Origin of the sequence: [Ruminococcus] lactaris ATCC 29176 (assembly GCF_025152405.1) — a bacterium.
GTDB classification, from domain to species: Bacteria; Bacillota; Clostridia; order Lachnospirales; family Lachnospiraceae; genus Mediterraneibacter; species Mediterraneibacter lactaris.
Window position 1 is genome coordinate 899,842 of sequence record NZ_CP102292.1, and the last position, 14,836, is coordinate 914,677.

Consider the following 14,836-nt stretch of genomic DNA (forward strand, 5'->3'; position numbering starts at 1 on the left):
GTTAAAATGAGATGAAAAAAGACGCAACAAAAATTTTTCGAAGATTTTCGAACTCGTGGGAAATGTTGTAGCCTGCAAATAAAAAGTCAAGGCTAAATTGAAAGAACATTGAAAATTTTATACAGGTTGAGTTTGCACCAGTTTTGATAATGGTCAAGCCATAAAGTTCCGTGAGTAATGGAAGAAGGCAATGCTTTGAGAAAAAGATGAGAGCAATATTCTGAAAACTACTTGAGATTTTTGGGAAAATCTGCTAAAATACCTTTGTATGTCTATGGGGTAAGGGAATTCATATCCTTTTGCCTTAGAAATTATGGAAGGAGGACTTGACTATGGCAAACGGAAATGCGACAATTATTGTCGGCTCGGCTCGGCTCGGCTCGGCTCGGCTCGGCTCGGCTCGGCTCGGCAGGAGCATAGTGCCGTTTTTTCAGCGTGTCAAGTCTTATTTCATACAATTTATAACGAACCGGTTGCTGGAGACAGGGTGCATTATGCCTTGGCTTCGGCTTTTTGCGTTTGCCGGAGGAAGAAAATAGCGGATAGAATTATTTTGGAGGAATGAAAATGAAGAAGAAACTTTTAAGCCTTCTGCTTGCGTTGTGCCTTGTGATGGCACTTGTTCCGATGACAGCGTTTGCAGAAGAGAACGAGCAAAGCAGCAAAACCTCAATCACAACAGTAGATGAGCTTTTGGAATTTGCAAAAGCTGTGGACAATGGCGAATATGACGATAAAACAGATGCGGTTGTATCTCTTGATGCAGATTTGGATTTAACAGGTGTTGCGTGGACACCAATTGGCAGCGTATTTGCTGCTGATGGAACTCTGCTGCATTACTTCAGCGGCAAATTTTACGGAAACGGGCATACGATTTCCAATTTGGATTTTTCCGAAAACTACGGAAAGACAGAGTATCCGTCTTTCGGGTTTTTCAGTGAGGTTTACGGCGCTGAAATTTCCGGTTTGACAATTCAAGGCAAGCTGAATGTGTCCAATTCAGGGTATGTCTATTTTGGAACGGTAGCGGGCGTTGCAGCAGACAGCAAAATTTCTGACTGTGCTTCAAATGTGTCGTTCACGGATACAGACAAATATATTAACGGTACTGTGGCTTTGTGCGGATATGCGATAAATAGCACGATTGAATACTGCCAAAACAAGGGGGATTTTTCAATAACGCAGGATGTCACCTCTTTTCAGATGGGCGGTATCGTAGGTCTTGCTCAAAACAGCACCGTACAGTATTGTGCCAATACGGGCGATCTGACCTCTTGGACACCCTGTACTGGCGGAATTGTTGGACAGTTGATTCAGAACTCAAAGGTCATAAATTGTTATTCCACCGGGAAAATAGTTCCTCTTGGTAAGGGAACTACGGATTTCGGCGGCATTGCAGGTACAGTTGGCACAGGAACAGAAATAAGACATTGTTATTTCGCCGGGGAAGTGGATCTATCTCAATATACTGCCACTACACCTTATAAGCGTTTAGGCGGTATTGTCGGCGGTGTTTCTTCTGATACACCCGTTTTTGAAAACAATTATTTCATTGAAACAGAAAATGTTACTGCTTGCAGTAAGTATACGGAAGCAGGTACAGCAAAGTCCCTTGAATATATGGAAACTGAGGATTTCTTTAATGAGATTACTACTGCCGGCGGCAATTATCGATTTAATTCTAATGGAACGCCCCTCTTGCCAGCACCGAAATATGCAGTTTCTTTTGTTGTAACACCTGCTGAGTTGGCGAATGTAGTCATTAAAGTGAATGGTCAGGAAGTAGCAAACCCGGTTGATTTGGAAACGGGTACTTATACTGTCGAAGTCAGTGCAGATAATTGCGAGGTTTTCAATCTCAATATTACGATTACGGCTGATACAGCAACTCATACGCAGACTATTGCAATGACTTATTTACCTGCAGACTACACTAAGGTCGACGGAGCCATTGACAAGGCAAATGCACTGAACAAAGACAACTACAAGGACTTCTCTGCTGTAGAAGCTGCTGTCAAAGCTGTTGTCCGTGGTAAAAATATTATGGAACAATCTGAAGTAGACAAGATGGCAAAGGCTATCGAAGATGCGATTGCTGCTCTTGAGAAAAAGCCTGCCAGTACCAAACCGGGAACATCCGATAAGTGTCCGCAGACTGGCGATACAAGCAGCCTTGCCTTGTGGATTGTCCTGCTGTTTACCAGCGGCGGTGCAGCCATTGCTACAACGGTTGTAAGCAGAAAGAAAAAGTACAACAGATAATTGAATAGCGTTCCATTGTTATATCGAAAGAAAACGCCCAGAATCGTCCCGAAACCATACAGCGGGAAACGGTTTTGGGCGTTCTTTCTTGATGAGCGTGGCAGGAAGAAGTATAACGAGCTTTGCAGGAAATGCGAAAGGAGCTGCAAGCAGAGCTTCTGTGCCACCGTTATTCACTGCCCACACTATCTATCGAAAAGGAGAACGAGACAATGACAGACTATCCGAACAACATTTCCGCAAAGCTGGAAATCATCAAGGCAAGCGAGATTACCCCGAGAATCCAATACTTTCCAGTGGATTCCATACAAACATGATAGCAATTATTCTCGATAAGCCAGTTGTGAAACCTCTGAATATCTGAGTTGATGGTTGAAAAAGATTTTTGCAGATATTCGGATATGCCATCCTTATTGGTAGTTACGATGGTTGCAACGATAATATTTTTTGCGTATTTCGTGTTGCATAAGATTGTAAAATACGCTTAAAAAGTCCAAAATAATAGAATCATTTCAGTAAAAGAAAAAGCGGAGAACCCTTATTTTAAAGGCTTTCTCCGCTATCCTTGAAATTACGCACCTTTTTGAAAAAACGGAGTTGGTGGGATTCGAACCCACGTGCCCCGGAGGGCAAACGCATTTCGAGTGCGCCCCGTTATGACCACTTCGATACAACTCCAAAATGTTGTCAAATGCTATACAACTCAATCATTATAACAGAAAGCAGGTTAAAAAGAAACCCCTTTTATTCCAGTATTTTTCCATAAAATAAAAGGGTTTGTGGAATAAAAGTGATGGAAAGATCAAATAATGTAGAAAGAAAATCTATGCAGAGGATGCAAAACAAAAATAAAAGGAGGCAGACGGGGTGATCAATATACAGAAAGCAGCAGTGATCGGATGTGGATTTGTAGGGGCATCAATAGCCTATACGCTTATGCAGAAAGGGATTTTTTCAGAACTGGTTCTGATTGATGCAGTCATGGAAAAAGCAGAGGGAGAAGCAATGGATATCAGTCATGGACTTCCATTTGCCCATGCGATGGATATTTATGCGGGAACATATGCCGATATCGCAGATGCATCAATTCTCATTATTACAGCAGGGGCAAATCAGAAAGAGGGGGAGACAAGACTGGATCTGGTACAGAAAAATGCAGGTATCATGCGTTCAATTATCGGAAATATCAGAAAAACTGCTTTTGACGGACTACTTCTGATCGTATCGAATCCGGTAGATATTCTGACAGAGGTTGCACTGAGAGAGTCGGGCTATCCTGAAGAGCGGGTCATCGGTTCAGGAACTGTTCTTGATACAGCACGATTAAAATACCTGATCAGCGAAGAACTGGAGATTGACAGCAGAAATGTGCATGCTTTTATTGTCGGGGAACATGGCGACAGTGAGCTTGCAGTGTGGAGTTGTGCCAATATATATGGGATCCCGGTGGAAAAGTTTGCAGAACTGCGGCGGCAGAAGGGATTTTCGGAGGAAATGAAGGAAATATACTGTAGTGTAAGAGACAGTGCTTATGAGATCATTAAACGAAAAGGAGCGACTTATTATGGAATCGGAATGGCAGCGGCTAAGATTGCAGAAGCACTGGTCAGGGACAGTCATACGGTTGCACCGGTATCAGTTCATTTAAACGGAGAATACGGACTGCAGGATCTGTGTCTGAGTATTCCGACCGTTCTGGGAAAAAATGGTGCAGAGCAGATATTAGAAATCAATTTTAATGAAGAAGAAAAAAGGAAATTATGGCATTCGGCAGAGGAACTGAAAAAAATATTAGCCCGGATCTGAAAAAACTCCCTCTGGTCGGACTGACACGGAGAGAGTCTGAAAGCAGAAAACTGCTTTTGGATTGTCTGAAATTTACTGCTGGTACTTGGAAATATGAGCCTTGATTGCCTCAAAACTTTCCGCACTGATCACATGTTCCATCCTGCAGGCATCTTCTGATGCAATCTCCGGGTCTACCCCAAGCTGGGTGAGCCAGGAAGAAAGCAGGGTATGACGTTCATAAATACGATCTGCAATTTCTTTTCCGGTTTCGGTGAGTGTAATGAAGCCCTCAGGAGAAACGATAATATGATGTGCTTCTCTCAGCTTTTTCATGGCAACACTGACACTGGATTTTTTGAAGTTAAGTTCTGTTGCAATATCTACGGATCGTACAACCGGATGAGTCTTACTCAACATCAGTATCGTTTCCAGATAATTTTCAGAAGATTCATTTACTTGCATGGACATACACCTCTATTACTTATAATTCTTTCCTTGTCCTTTAGTTACTATTCACAGCATGAATAATAAATACAGTATAACATAAATAATGAAATATGAACAGCAAATCTTTTTTATATTGATAGATTATGTTATAATTGAACAAATAATAGAAAGCGTTTTTTCTTTATATATACCAGTGAGGAAATGGCATAGAGAGAAAAGATTAAAGGGAGAGGGTTGAATGAAAAGAGAGGAGATCCAGAGGCTGATCCGGATTGCAGAAGAGCAGATGAGCCATGCCTATGCTCCATATTCGCATTTTCAGGTAGGTGCGGCACTCCTGACAGCCGGTGGAAAAGTGTATGCAGGCTGTAATATTGAAAATGCGGCATATACACCGTCGAATTGTGCGGAAAGGACCGCGTTTTTTAAAGCTGTAAGCGAGGGCGAAAGGAAATTTTCAGCAATCTGTATTGTTGGTGGAATGAACGGGATTGCAGTGGAGTATACAGCTCCCTGTGGTGTGTGCCGGCAGGTGATGATGGAATTTTGTCAACCGGAGACTTTTCAGATTATTCTTGCGGTGGACGAGGAAAATTATAAAGTCTGTTCTTTACGGGAACTGTTTCCGTTTGGCTTCGGGCCGGATAATTTGCAGGAACGGGATGAATAAAAATGCAGAGATTTGTATGAGAGTACAGGTCTTTGCATTTTTTTTACACCTGAGAAATTCGCAAAGCATCTTTTTGTAGTTCATGAAAAAAGAGGTTATTGATAAAAATTGATGTCGGGGTCAAAAGTCCCCGACTTTGATGCCTACGGATTGCTCCGTGCTACGCACTCCCACAATCCTACCCAATATTCGCATATCGTGGGATTATCATCCCACTTTTATGCTCATATCGGGGCGGGTCCTAAGGTCTTTCACCCACCTATGAGCAAGCTCATGTGGGCTTAGACCTTTTGACCCTGGCATCAAAAATTTTTTGAAATAATTCTAAAAAAATACAAAAAAGAGTCCTTGACAACTAATACACGTTAGCGTATACTAACTAACGTGTAGAAAGTAAATGAAAAAAATTATCAATCTCAACTGTTGATGATTTTCAATCTCATTTATTAAAGAATAATCTGCAAAAATTATACATAGAAAGAAGCGTGCGAATATGCCACTTACAATGGCCAATATAGGTGAAACCAATACGATTAAAAGAGTCGGTGGAAATGAAGAGACAAGAAGATTTCTTGCGAATCTTGGATTTGTAGTAGATGCAGAAGTTACAGTTTTATCTGCAATCGGCGGCAATGTGATCGTGAATATCAAGGATTCCAGAGTCGCAGTTAATGCTGATATGGCGCGTCACATTATGATCTGATTGAGAAATGTGCTGCTGTATATATAAGGAATATTTTATGAAAGGAGACAATGGTTATGACTTTAGGTGATGTAAAAGTAGGAAGTACTGTTACAGTTACAAAGATTGCGGGAGACAGTGCCTACAAGCGTCGTATTATGGACATGGGAATCACAAAGGGAAGCCAGCTTTATATCAGAAAGGTTGCACCGCTTGGTGATCCGGTGGAAATTACAGTCCGTGGATATGAGCTGTCTGTCAGAAAGGCAGATGCCCAGTGTGTAGAGGTGAAATAAGTCCTGAACACGCATAACCAATCTGTTAAACTATAAGGAGGTAAGAAAGGAATGGCAATTACGATTGCACTTGCCGGAAACCCGAACTGCGGAAAAACTACAATGTTTAACGCATTGACAGGTGCCAACCAGTATGTTGGTAACTGGCCGGGAGTTACGGTTGAGAAAAAAGAAGGTAAAGTAAAAAGCAAGAAAGCAAAGGGAGAAGAGATCACGGTAACTGACCTTCCGGGAATTTATTCTCTTTCCCCGTATACACTGGAGGAGGTTGTCAGCCGTGATTATGTTTTAAATGAGAATCCGGATGTCATCATTGATCTGGTGGATGCAACAAATATTGAGCGTAACCTTTATCTGACAACTCAGTTGATCGAGACAGGTGTTCCGGTTGTGATCGCACTGAACATGGCAGATCTGGTTGCAAAGAGAGGAATCAAGATTGATGTGAAGCGTCTTTCCATGCTTCTCGGATGCCCGATCATCGAGACTTCTGCACTGAAGCAGACAGGTCTTACAGATCTGATTGATGAAGCGGTTAAAGTTGCAAAGCAGAAGGAAGTGAAACTTCCGGGCGAGATCTTCTCCAAAGATCTTGAGGCAGCAGTAGACGAAGTGAAGAATTTGCTTCCGATATCTATTTCTGAGGATAAGAAGAGATGGTATGCTGTAAAATTCCTTGAGAATGACAGCAAGGTCGTAGAGAATGTGAAACTTTCAGGAGCAGCATCTGCAACAGTTGCTGACCACAGAAAGAAACTGGAAGAGAAGCATGATGATGATATGGAAAGTATTGTAACAGATGAGCGTTACAAATACATACAGAAGATCGTTGGAACAACCGTTCAGAAAGAAAAACAGAAACTGACAACATCTGATAAGATTGACCGGATCGTAACAAACCGTATCCTTGGTATTCCGATCTTCATCCTGGTAATGTGGGCTGTATATTATATCTCTGTAACAACAGTTGGTACATTTGTAACAGACTGGACAAATGATGTATTTGTAGTAGCAATCCAGGATGCCGTAAGCAGCGGACTTCAGGCAATCGGTGCAGGTGATCTTGTACAGGGTCTTGTAGTTGATGGTATCATCGGTGGACTTGGAGCTGTCCTTGGTTTCGTACCACAGATGGCAATCCTGTTCCTGTTCCTGTCAATCCTTGAAGATTGCGGATATATGGTTCGTATCGCATTCGTCATGGACCGTGTGTTCAGACACTTTGGACTTTCAGGAAAGAGCTTTATCCCGCTTCTGATTTCCTCAGGATGTGGAATTCCGGGAATCATGGCTTCTAAGACGATCGAGCAGGATAATGACAGACGTCTTACAATTATGACAGCAACTTTCATCCCATGTGGTGCAAAACTTCCGGTTATTGCCATGATGGGGGGAGTAATCGCAGGTGAAGTAGCGGGATATCAGGAAAGCTCCTTTATCGCACCGCTGATGTACTTCATCGGAATCGCAGCAGTACTTGTAGCAGCGATCATCCTGAAGAAGACAAAACCTTTCTCAGGAAAACCTGCTCCGTTCGTAATGGAGCTTCCACAGTATCATATTCCGCAGGCTAAGACAGTACTTCTCCATGTATGGGAGAGACTGAAAGGCTTCATTATCAAAGCCGGAACAATCCTGTTCCTTGCATGCGTAGTAATGTGGTTCCTTGGTGGATTTGGATTTACAGCAGATGGATTTGGAATGGTAGAAGACAGTGCAGACAGCTTAATGGCAGTAATCGGTGGAGTGATCGCTCCTCTGTTCGCACCACTTGGATTCGGCGAGTGGCAGCCGGTTGCAGCTTCTATCTCAGGATTTACAGCAAAAGAAGCAATCGTTTCTACGATGGGAGTTCTTGCAAATGTAGCAGGAGATACAGAGGACGCAGTCAATGTTGCACAGGGTGTTGCATCCTGGTTCCCTTCAACAATCGCAGCATTTACGTTCCTGCTCTTCAACCTTCTTGACTCACCTTGTCTTGCAGCAATCGCTACAATGGCACAGCAGATGCAGTCTAAGAAATGGTTCTGGTTTGCAATTCTGTTCCAGAACATCTTTGCTTACATTGTTTGCCTGATCGTATATCAGGTAGGATCTTTCGTAACAGGCGGAGCATTTGGTATCGGCACAGCAGTAGGATTTATCTTCCTGATTGCCCTTCTGTTTATGCTCTTCAGACCAGATCCGTATAAGAATCAGAAAGTATATTCAAAACGTTCCGTACAGAACGCATAAGGATAGTATTCGTAAGGAAGCTGGATGCGGAAAGGTATCCGGCTTTCTGTTATAATGGAAGCTAAATGAACGGGAAATGACAGAAAGAAGGGTGAAAGATTATGATGGCCAATATTGTGATACTGACACTGATCGCAGCCTATTGTATTTATCTGATCTATAAGGGCTGCAAGAATATGAAAGAAGGAAAGCATCCCGGTTGTGCCGGATGCAGCGGAAACTGTGGGAGCTGTGGCGGCTGCACAGGACATACAGAAAAGTATAAAAAGAAAGACTGAAAGGTGATTTTAAAATGGGAAGTTCGACAGGTTCGATGTTCTATGCTTTCGGTGCTTTCCTGATTCTGTATCTGGTGGGAGCTTCCATTTACCAGATTTTCCTTTGGATCAGGAAATGGCGTGAAAAGAAAGAAAATGACATAGAAGAAAAATAGATAGAAGATTCAAAAAGAAAAAGGAGAATGGAGAATGGTAGATGCAATTATTATTGTACTTGTGATCATATTACTCTTTTTTGCATTGAAAGGCTCATTGAAGCACTTCAAGGGTGAGAGTCCGTGCTGCGGTGGCGGTTCAGGGAATTCAGGAAAAGCGAAAACGAAGTTCCTTGACGGTCCGGTGATCGGCAAAAAAACGCTTACAATTGAAGGAATGCATTGTGAGCATTGTGTAAATGCAGTGACAAATGCTTTAAATGAGATTGATGGCGTTGTTGCGAAAGTAACATTAAAAAGCAACAGTGCAGAAGTGTCTTATGACCGGGAGATCAATGAGGCAGATCTGAAAAATGCAGTAAAGAAAGCCGGTTATGAAGTGACAGGTATTTCATAAGAGACTGACTGGAGGTGCACCGTGAACAGAAAAGAGCAGATTGTAGAAAAACTGAAAGAGAACGGATGCCGCATTACGAAACAAAGGCGAATGCTGATCGATATTATTCTTGAGAATGACTGTTCAAGCTGCAAGGAGATTTTTTATAAAGCATCCAGGGCGGATGAAAAGATCGGGGTAGCGACAGTATATCGGATGATTAATGCACTGGAAGAGATCGGTGCGATCAGCCGGAAGAATATGTATAAGGTAGAATGCCCGGAGGAATGCCGGCAGGAGGGCGGGTGCATTATCACTTTGGATGATGATACAACGTATCATCTGACAGATCAGAACTGGAACAGGGTAGTTCAGGAAGGTTTGAAGCAGTGTGGGTATTTAAAGGACCAGAAGATTGCTGAAATAAAGATTCAAAGCCAAATTAGTTGATAAAATTTATCAGTAATTACTGTTAGAATTGACTAGCCGCAGGTGTGGGAGCTATGATTTGTGCTGAAAATAGATTTAACAAAGGAGACGAAGCATTATGTGGGATATTTTAAAAGTAAAAAAAGCAGGATTATTTGCAGGTGGAGTACTTTTCGGAACGGCAGGTGTGAAACTTCTTTCCAGTAAAGATGCAAAGAAATTTTATACAAATTGTACAGCCGCTGTATTAAGAGCAAAAGATTCTTTGATGAAGACAGCAACGACTGTTCAGGAGAATGCCGGGGATATTCTTGCAGAAGCACAGCAGATCAATGAAGAGCGTGCAGCAAAAGAGGCAGCAGAGGCAGAGATCGTAGAAGAGACAGAAGAAAATACAGGTGCGGAAGATTTCAAAGAGGAAGAAGTTTAATCCTGTATGAGATTTTGCATAAAGCATGAGATGAAAGGCCGTCTCCGTATACATATCATCCAGAACCGGATGACGTATGCGGAGGCGGATACTCTTTCCTGGTATCTTGAAGAGCAAGAAAATGTGACAGAGGTAAAAGTATATGAACGCACCGCAGATGCTGTCATCTGTTACAAAGGAGAAAGGGAAGAGATACTGACAGTTCTGAAGCAGTTCAGCTATGAGAAGGCTGAAGTTCCGGAGACAGTTTTATCAAGTTCCGGCAGGCAGTTGAACGAAGAGTACAAGGAACGTCTGATTACGAAGACAGTATTGCATTATGGAAGTAAACTGTTTCTTCCGATGCCGGTACGGGCAGTGATCACTTCTGTGAAATCAGTGAAATACATCTGGAAAGGGATTCGTTGTCTGGCACATGGCAGGCTGGAAGTTCCGGTACTGGATGCAACAGCGATCAGTGTATCGGTGTTCAGAAAAGATTTTGCAACCGCAGGTTCTGTTATGTTCCTGCTGGGAATCGGTGAGATCATTGAAGAGTGGACGCATAAAAAGTCAGTAGGTGATCTTGCGAGAAGTATGTCTCTGAATGTCAAGAAAGTCTGGCTGAAACGGGAAGATCAGGAAATTCTGGTGAAGTCTTCTGAAGTACAGCCGGGAGATGAGATCATAGTCCATATAGGAAACGTGATCCCGTTTGACGGTGAGGTTTCCGATGGGGAAGGCATGGTCAACCAGGCTTCTCTGACAGGAGAGGCAATGCCGGTGAGAAGAGTTTCGGGGCAGAGTGTTTATGCCGGAACTGTACTGGAAGAAGGAGAACTGCAGATCCGGGTGAAGGCAGTGACCGGATCTACAAGATATGAAAAAATCGTCAGTATGATCGAGGATTCTGAAAAACTGAAATCCAGTGTAGAGGGAAAAGCAGAACATTTGGCCGACAGACTTGTACCGTATACATTACTTGGTACAGGGGCGGCGTGGCTGCTTACAAGAAATGTAACCCGGACATTGTCTGTTCTGATGGTAGACTTCTCCTGTGCTTTGAAGCTGGCAATGCCAATTACGGTACTGTCTGCAATCCGTGAGGCGGGAGAAAATCATATTACTGTAAAGGGTGGAAAATTCCTTGAGGCAGTTGCAGATGCAGATACGATCGTCTTTGATAAGACCGGAACGCTGACGAAGGCAACTCCTACAGTGAAAGATGTTGTTGTATTTGGTGAGTATCCAAAAGAAGAAGCACTCAGGATTGCAGCATGTCTGGAGGAGCATTTTCCACATTCAATGGCAAAAGCTGTAGTCGATGCAGCAAAGGAACGCAATCTTTCACATGAAGAGATGCATTCTAAAGTAGAATATATCGTGGCACATGGAATTTCTTCCTATATAAATGATAAAAAAGTTGTAATCGGAAGCAGCCATTTTGTCTTTGAGGATGAGGAATGTACGATTGATCCACAGTATCAGGATCGTTATGATACACTTCCGCCGGAGTATTCCCATCTTTATCTTGCAATCGAGCATAAGCTGGCAGCCGTGATCTGTATTGAAGATCCTCTCAGAGAGGAAGCAGCAGAGATGGTTAAGAGCCTGAAAGCTGCAGGTATCACGAAGGTTGTTATGATGACAGGAGACAGTGAACGGACAGCAGCAGCAATCGCAAAGCGTGTAGGTGTGGATGAATATTATGCAGAAGTTCTGCCGGAAGATAAAGCGAATTTTGTAGAAAAAGAAAAGTCTGAGGGAAGAAAAGTGATCATGATCGGAGATGGAATCAACGATTCTCCGGCACTTTCCGCAGCAGATGCAGGAATTGCGATCAGCGATGGGGCTGAAATCGCAAGAGAAATTGCAGATATTACGATCGCTGCAGATGATCTGAGGGAAGTTGTTACTTTGAAATTGCTTTCCAATCTGATGTTAAAGAGGATTCACAGAAACTACAGAAGTATTGTCGGAATCAATTCCGGTCTGATTGTACTGGGCGTGACAGGAATGATTCAGCCGACGATGTCTGCTTTACTGCATAATACATCTACATTGCTGATCAGTCTGAGAAGCATGAGGAATCTTCTTCCTGAAAAGGAAAAAGTAGAATTATAAAAAGAATAAAAAGATTAAAAAGATTAAAAAATCAGAAAGATCAAAAGATCAAAAAAAGCAATTCAGGCAGGGTATGCATTTTAGCGTACCCTGCTTTTAAAGTGTGAGGGTTTGTTGCTATTTCAGATACTGTTTTTATGGCAAGTTAAGATTGCTATTGAGAAAAAATATCAACTAAGTGTATTGATAACCATTCTCATGTATAGTATGATATATGATATGAGTTAGAAAAGACTAACTAAAGTAAGCTGAAGCGATGCGTTGAGATACAATAGAGTCAGACAGGAGGATCGAAAAATGAGCGTTGTTATTATAGGTGGTCATGACAGAATGGTATGTCAGTATAAAAAAGTATGTAACCAGTTTAATTGTAAAGCGAAAGTATTTACTCAGATGTCGGCAAATTTAAGTAAGCAGATCGGAAGCCCGGATCTGATCGTGCTTTTTACCAATACAGTGTCACATAAGATGGTACGGTGTGCGGTAGAAGAGGCGGGAAGATGTAATGCAGATGTGATCCGGTGCCATACAAGCAGTAAAAATGCACTGGAAGAGATTCTTGGAAGTGTGTGTGCATAATCAATCAGTTCTCGTGTAAATTAAATTTGTATTTGTTGGAATGAAAATGTTTCGGCAGTCAGAGAGATTTTAATAGAAGAGCTTCCATATCCGCCCTTGCTGTTGCATCGCAGTGCAGGACCCGCTTTACCTCAGCCCGTTGACAACTTGTAACAGGAATGTGGAAACACTCGTGCAGAGGCACTCCTGTTTACGTTCCTTAACAAGTTGGGCAAAGTGTCTTCGGAACGCTCCCTGTCAATGCACTGCTCACGCAACAACAAGTGTGGATATTAGGCTTTTCAAGTCAGATAACTTTCCTCGCACCGGAACATTTTCTCCCAACAAACACGAAATTCCAATAAGAAATAAAGAGCCGGATGGCTATCGACTAAGATAAATGCTCCATCAAATAGTAAAGATGTCGGGGTCAAAAGTCCCCGACTTTGATGCCTACGGATTGCTCCGTGCTACGCACTCCCACAATCCTACCCAATATTCGCATATCGTGGGATTATCATCCCACTTTTATGCTCATATCGGGGCGGGTCCTAAGGTCTTTCACCCACCTATGAGCAAGCTCATGTGGGCTTAGACCTTTTGACCCTGGCATCTAGTATAACCGTTATTAATTAACTGGACTTTTGAATTGGCAACGTATCAACCACCACCTCTTCACTTGAATTAATTTCTTCAAGCTTATACTTCCAGTGATATACGACAGGTTGTTCGTTTACTTCATCGAAGTATCTATAGATACGCTGCACAAGTTCATCCTTAGTTTTTACACGTATGCCTTTTAGCATCTGACGTGTGAGTTTACTAAAGAATCCCTCAACAAGATTCAACCATGAACCATGCTTGGGAGTAAACACAAATTCAAATCTTCCCGGCTTTGTCGCAAGGTATTTTCGGGTTTCCTCTGAAGAATGAACTTTCAGATTATCCAATACCAGACGAATCCGGTCAGTCTCCGGATATTTTGAATCAAGTATTTTTAGAAACTCAATATATTCCTTGCTGCTGTGTTTATCTTTTACAAGCGGAATTGCCTCCCCTGTTTGTAAGTCGATTCCAGCAAGCAGTGAAATAGTTCCAAGACGTTTATATTCATAATCACGGCTGACCGTCTTGTGATTTTCATCCGGCAAGAGGTCTTCTGTGGTATTGGCAATTGCCTGAATTCCGGGTTTTTCATCATAGGAAAGTACATGTACAACCTGTTCATCCTCCTTAAACGGAATGAGCTGTCCCTTCTCGTCAAACTGTAAAGACAATTGTTTATATACAAGAAGAACATTATGCATTTTCTGGTCAAAATCAGGGTCACGATTTTCGCAGTAATAAGTTATTTTGTTAGGCTTAATATCCGCTTCTTCCAGTATTGTGCGGACCTTTGACTGACTGATTGTTGACAACCTTGTATGACCTGCTTCTTCGGCAAATTTATTAATATGTTTTGTAAGAAGAGCACGCGTCCATACTTCTGCTGAATATCCAAGATTGACAGGCTTCTGACAGGCGATATTTATTATCCAGGCTTTTTCATCATCGGTTATTTCAGCATTCCTGCCACGACCGGGTGCATCAAACAGAGCATTTTCCACACCACCCTCAAGGTATTTATTGATACAGAGCATGACGCTTTTGCGATTCATTCCTACTTTGTCTGCAATATGGTCAACTGAAATACCTTCTGCTTTGAGTAGTAAAATTCTTGCCCGAATTACTGTCTGGGCTTGAATTGTTCTTGCACGCATCTGAGTTTCAAGATATAAACGTTCGTCCTCGCTAAGATTAATAGTGGATGCTTTTCTTCCCATAGTTTAATGCTCCTTTTGATTTGATGAGAACAGTATACTACAGAAAAGAAATATAGTCCATTTATTTAAAAACTTTTGTACTAGTAAATACAATATCTACTATCTAATATTTACGATCGAATATCTTAGTCAATAGCCATCCGGCTTTTTCTATTCTTTTTAAATTTGCATTGTTGAGTGAATACGCTATGGAGTCAGAAAAAAACTTCTTACTGTGACTACCAGCGGAAAGCAGGATGTTCCTGAGCAGGTGCATTAGCAGGAGCGTTCCGAAGACACTTTGCAGCGTTTGTTAGAGAAAGTA

At 42.1% G+C, this 14,836-nt stretch carries 15 protein-coding genes and 1 tRNA gene; 13 read left to right on the forward strand and 3 right to left on the reverse strand.

The window, feature by feature from the left end; genetic code table 11:
- The first annotated feature begins 567 nt into the window (after positions 1-567).
- Positions 568-2,262: a GLUG motif-containing protein gene (locus NQ541_RS04155; protein ID WP_044941218.1), complete on the forward strand. Its 1,695-nt coding sequence runs from the start codon at positions 568-570 to the stop codon at positions 2,260-2,262.
- 592 nt (positions 2,263-2,854) lie between these two features.
- Here the strand turns inward: NQ541_RS04155 and NQ541_RS04160 are convergent.
- Positions 2,855-2,940, reverse strand: a tRNA-Ser gene (locus tag NQ541_RS04160).
- A gap of 189 nt (positions 2,941-3,129) precedes the next feature.
- Between NQ541_RS04160 and NQ541_RS04165 the strand changes: the two genes are divergently transcribed.
- Complete coding sequence (locus tag NQ541_RS04165; RefSeq protein ID WP_005613059.1) at positions 3,130-4,068, forward strand: L-lactate dehydrogenase; 939 nt, start codon at positions 3,130-3,132, stop codon at positions 4,066-4,068.
- A 72-nt stretch (positions 4,069-4,140) separates the two neighbouring features.
- Here the strand turns inward: NQ541_RS04165 and NQ541_RS04170 are convergent, their stop codons facing one another.
- Positions 4,141-4,512 (reverse strand): metal-dependent transcriptional regulator, encoded by a 372-nt coding sequence (locus tag NQ541_RS04170; RefSeq protein ID WP_005613057.1) that lies wholly within the window; start codon positions 4,510-4,512, stop codon positions 4,141-4,143.
- Between the two features lie 223 nt (positions 4,513-4,735).
- On the opposite strand from NQ541_RS04170, the gene NQ541_RS04175 reads away from it, so the two are divergent.
- From NQ541_RS04175 to NQ541_RS04225, 11 genes are all read left to right on the forward strand, one after another.
- Entirely contained in the window at positions 4,736-5,167 is a 432-nt protein-coding gene (locus NQ541_RS04175; RefSeq protein ID WP_005613052.1) for a cytidine deaminase, read from the forward strand.
- 493 nt (positions 5,168-5,660) lie between these two features.
- On the forward strand, positions 5,661-5,870 hold the full coding sequence (locus NQ541_RS04180; RefSeq protein ID WP_005610599.1) for a FeoA family protein: 210 nt from the start codon (positions 5,661-5,663) through the stop codon (positions 5,868-5,870).
- Positions 5,871-5,926: 56 nt separating this feature from the next.
- On the forward strand, positions 5,927-6,145 hold the full coding sequence (locus NQ541_RS04185; RefSeq protein WP_023922258.1) for a FeoA family protein: 219 nt from the start codon (positions 5,927-5,929) through the stop codon (positions 6,143-6,145).
- Between the two features lie 51 nt (positions 6,146-6,196).
- Positions 6,197-8,380: a ferrous iron transport protein B gene (gene feoB / locus NQ541_RS04190; protein WP_005610602.1), complete on the forward strand. Its 2,184-nt coding sequence runs from the start codon at positions 6,197-6,199 to the stop codon at positions 8,378-8,380.
- Positions 8,381-8,481: 101 nt separating this feature from the next.
- Complete coding sequence (locus tag NQ541_RS04195; RefSeq protein WP_023922260.1) at positions 8,482-8,658, forward strand: FeoB-associated Cys-rich membrane protein; 177 nt, start codon at positions 8,482-8,484, stop codon at positions 8,656-8,658.
- Between the two features lie 14 nt (positions 8,659-8,672).
- Complete coding sequence (locus NQ541_RS04200) at positions 8,673-8,813, forward strand: hypothetical protein (protein ID WP_023922261.1); 141 nt, start codon at positions 8,673-8,675, stop codon at positions 8,811-8,813.
- 34 nt (positions 8,814-8,847) lie between these two features.
- Entirely contained in the window at positions 8,848-9,210 is a 363-nt protein-coding gene (locus NQ541_RS04205) for a heavy-metal-associated domain-containing protein (RefSeq protein WP_005610607.1), read from the forward strand.
- A 21-nt stretch (positions 9,211-9,231) separates the two neighbouring features.
- Complete coding sequence (locus tag NQ541_RS04210; RefSeq protein WP_005610610.1) at positions 9,232-9,639, forward strand: Fur family transcriptional regulator; 408 nt, start codon at positions 9,232-9,234, stop codon at positions 9,637-9,639.
- Between the two features lie 97 nt (positions 9,640-9,736).
- On the forward strand, positions 9,737-10,048 hold the full coding sequence (locus NQ541_RS04215) for a DUF6110 family protein (RefSeq protein ID WP_005610612.1): 312 nt from the start codon (positions 9,737-9,739) through the stop codon (positions 10,046-10,048).
- Positions 10,049-10,054: 6 nt separating this feature from the next.
- Positions 10,055-12,151 carry a heavy metal translocating P-type ATPase gene (locus NQ541_RS04220; protein ID WP_005610615.1) on the forward strand — a complete coding sequence of 699 codons (2,097 nt, stop codon included), beginning with the start codon at positions 10,055-10,057 and terminating at the stop codon, positions 12,149-12,151.
- 297 nt (positions 12,152-12,448) lie between these two features.
- Complete coding sequence (locus NQ541_RS04225) at positions 12,449-12,730, forward strand: DUF2325 domain-containing protein (protein ID WP_005610618.1); 282 nt, start codon at positions 12,449-12,451, stop codon at positions 12,728-12,730.
- 611 nt (positions 12,731-13,341) lie between these two features.
- Here the strand turns inward: NQ541_RS04225 and NQ541_RS04230 are convergent.
- Positions 13,342-14,532 carry an IS630 family transposase gene (locus NQ541_RS04230; protein WP_005609147.1) on the reverse strand — a complete coding sequence of 397 codons (1,191 nt, stop codon included), beginning with the start codon at positions 14,530-14,532 and terminating at the stop codon, positions 13,342-13,344.
- Between the last annotated feature and the right edge of the window lie 304 nt (positions 14,533-14,836).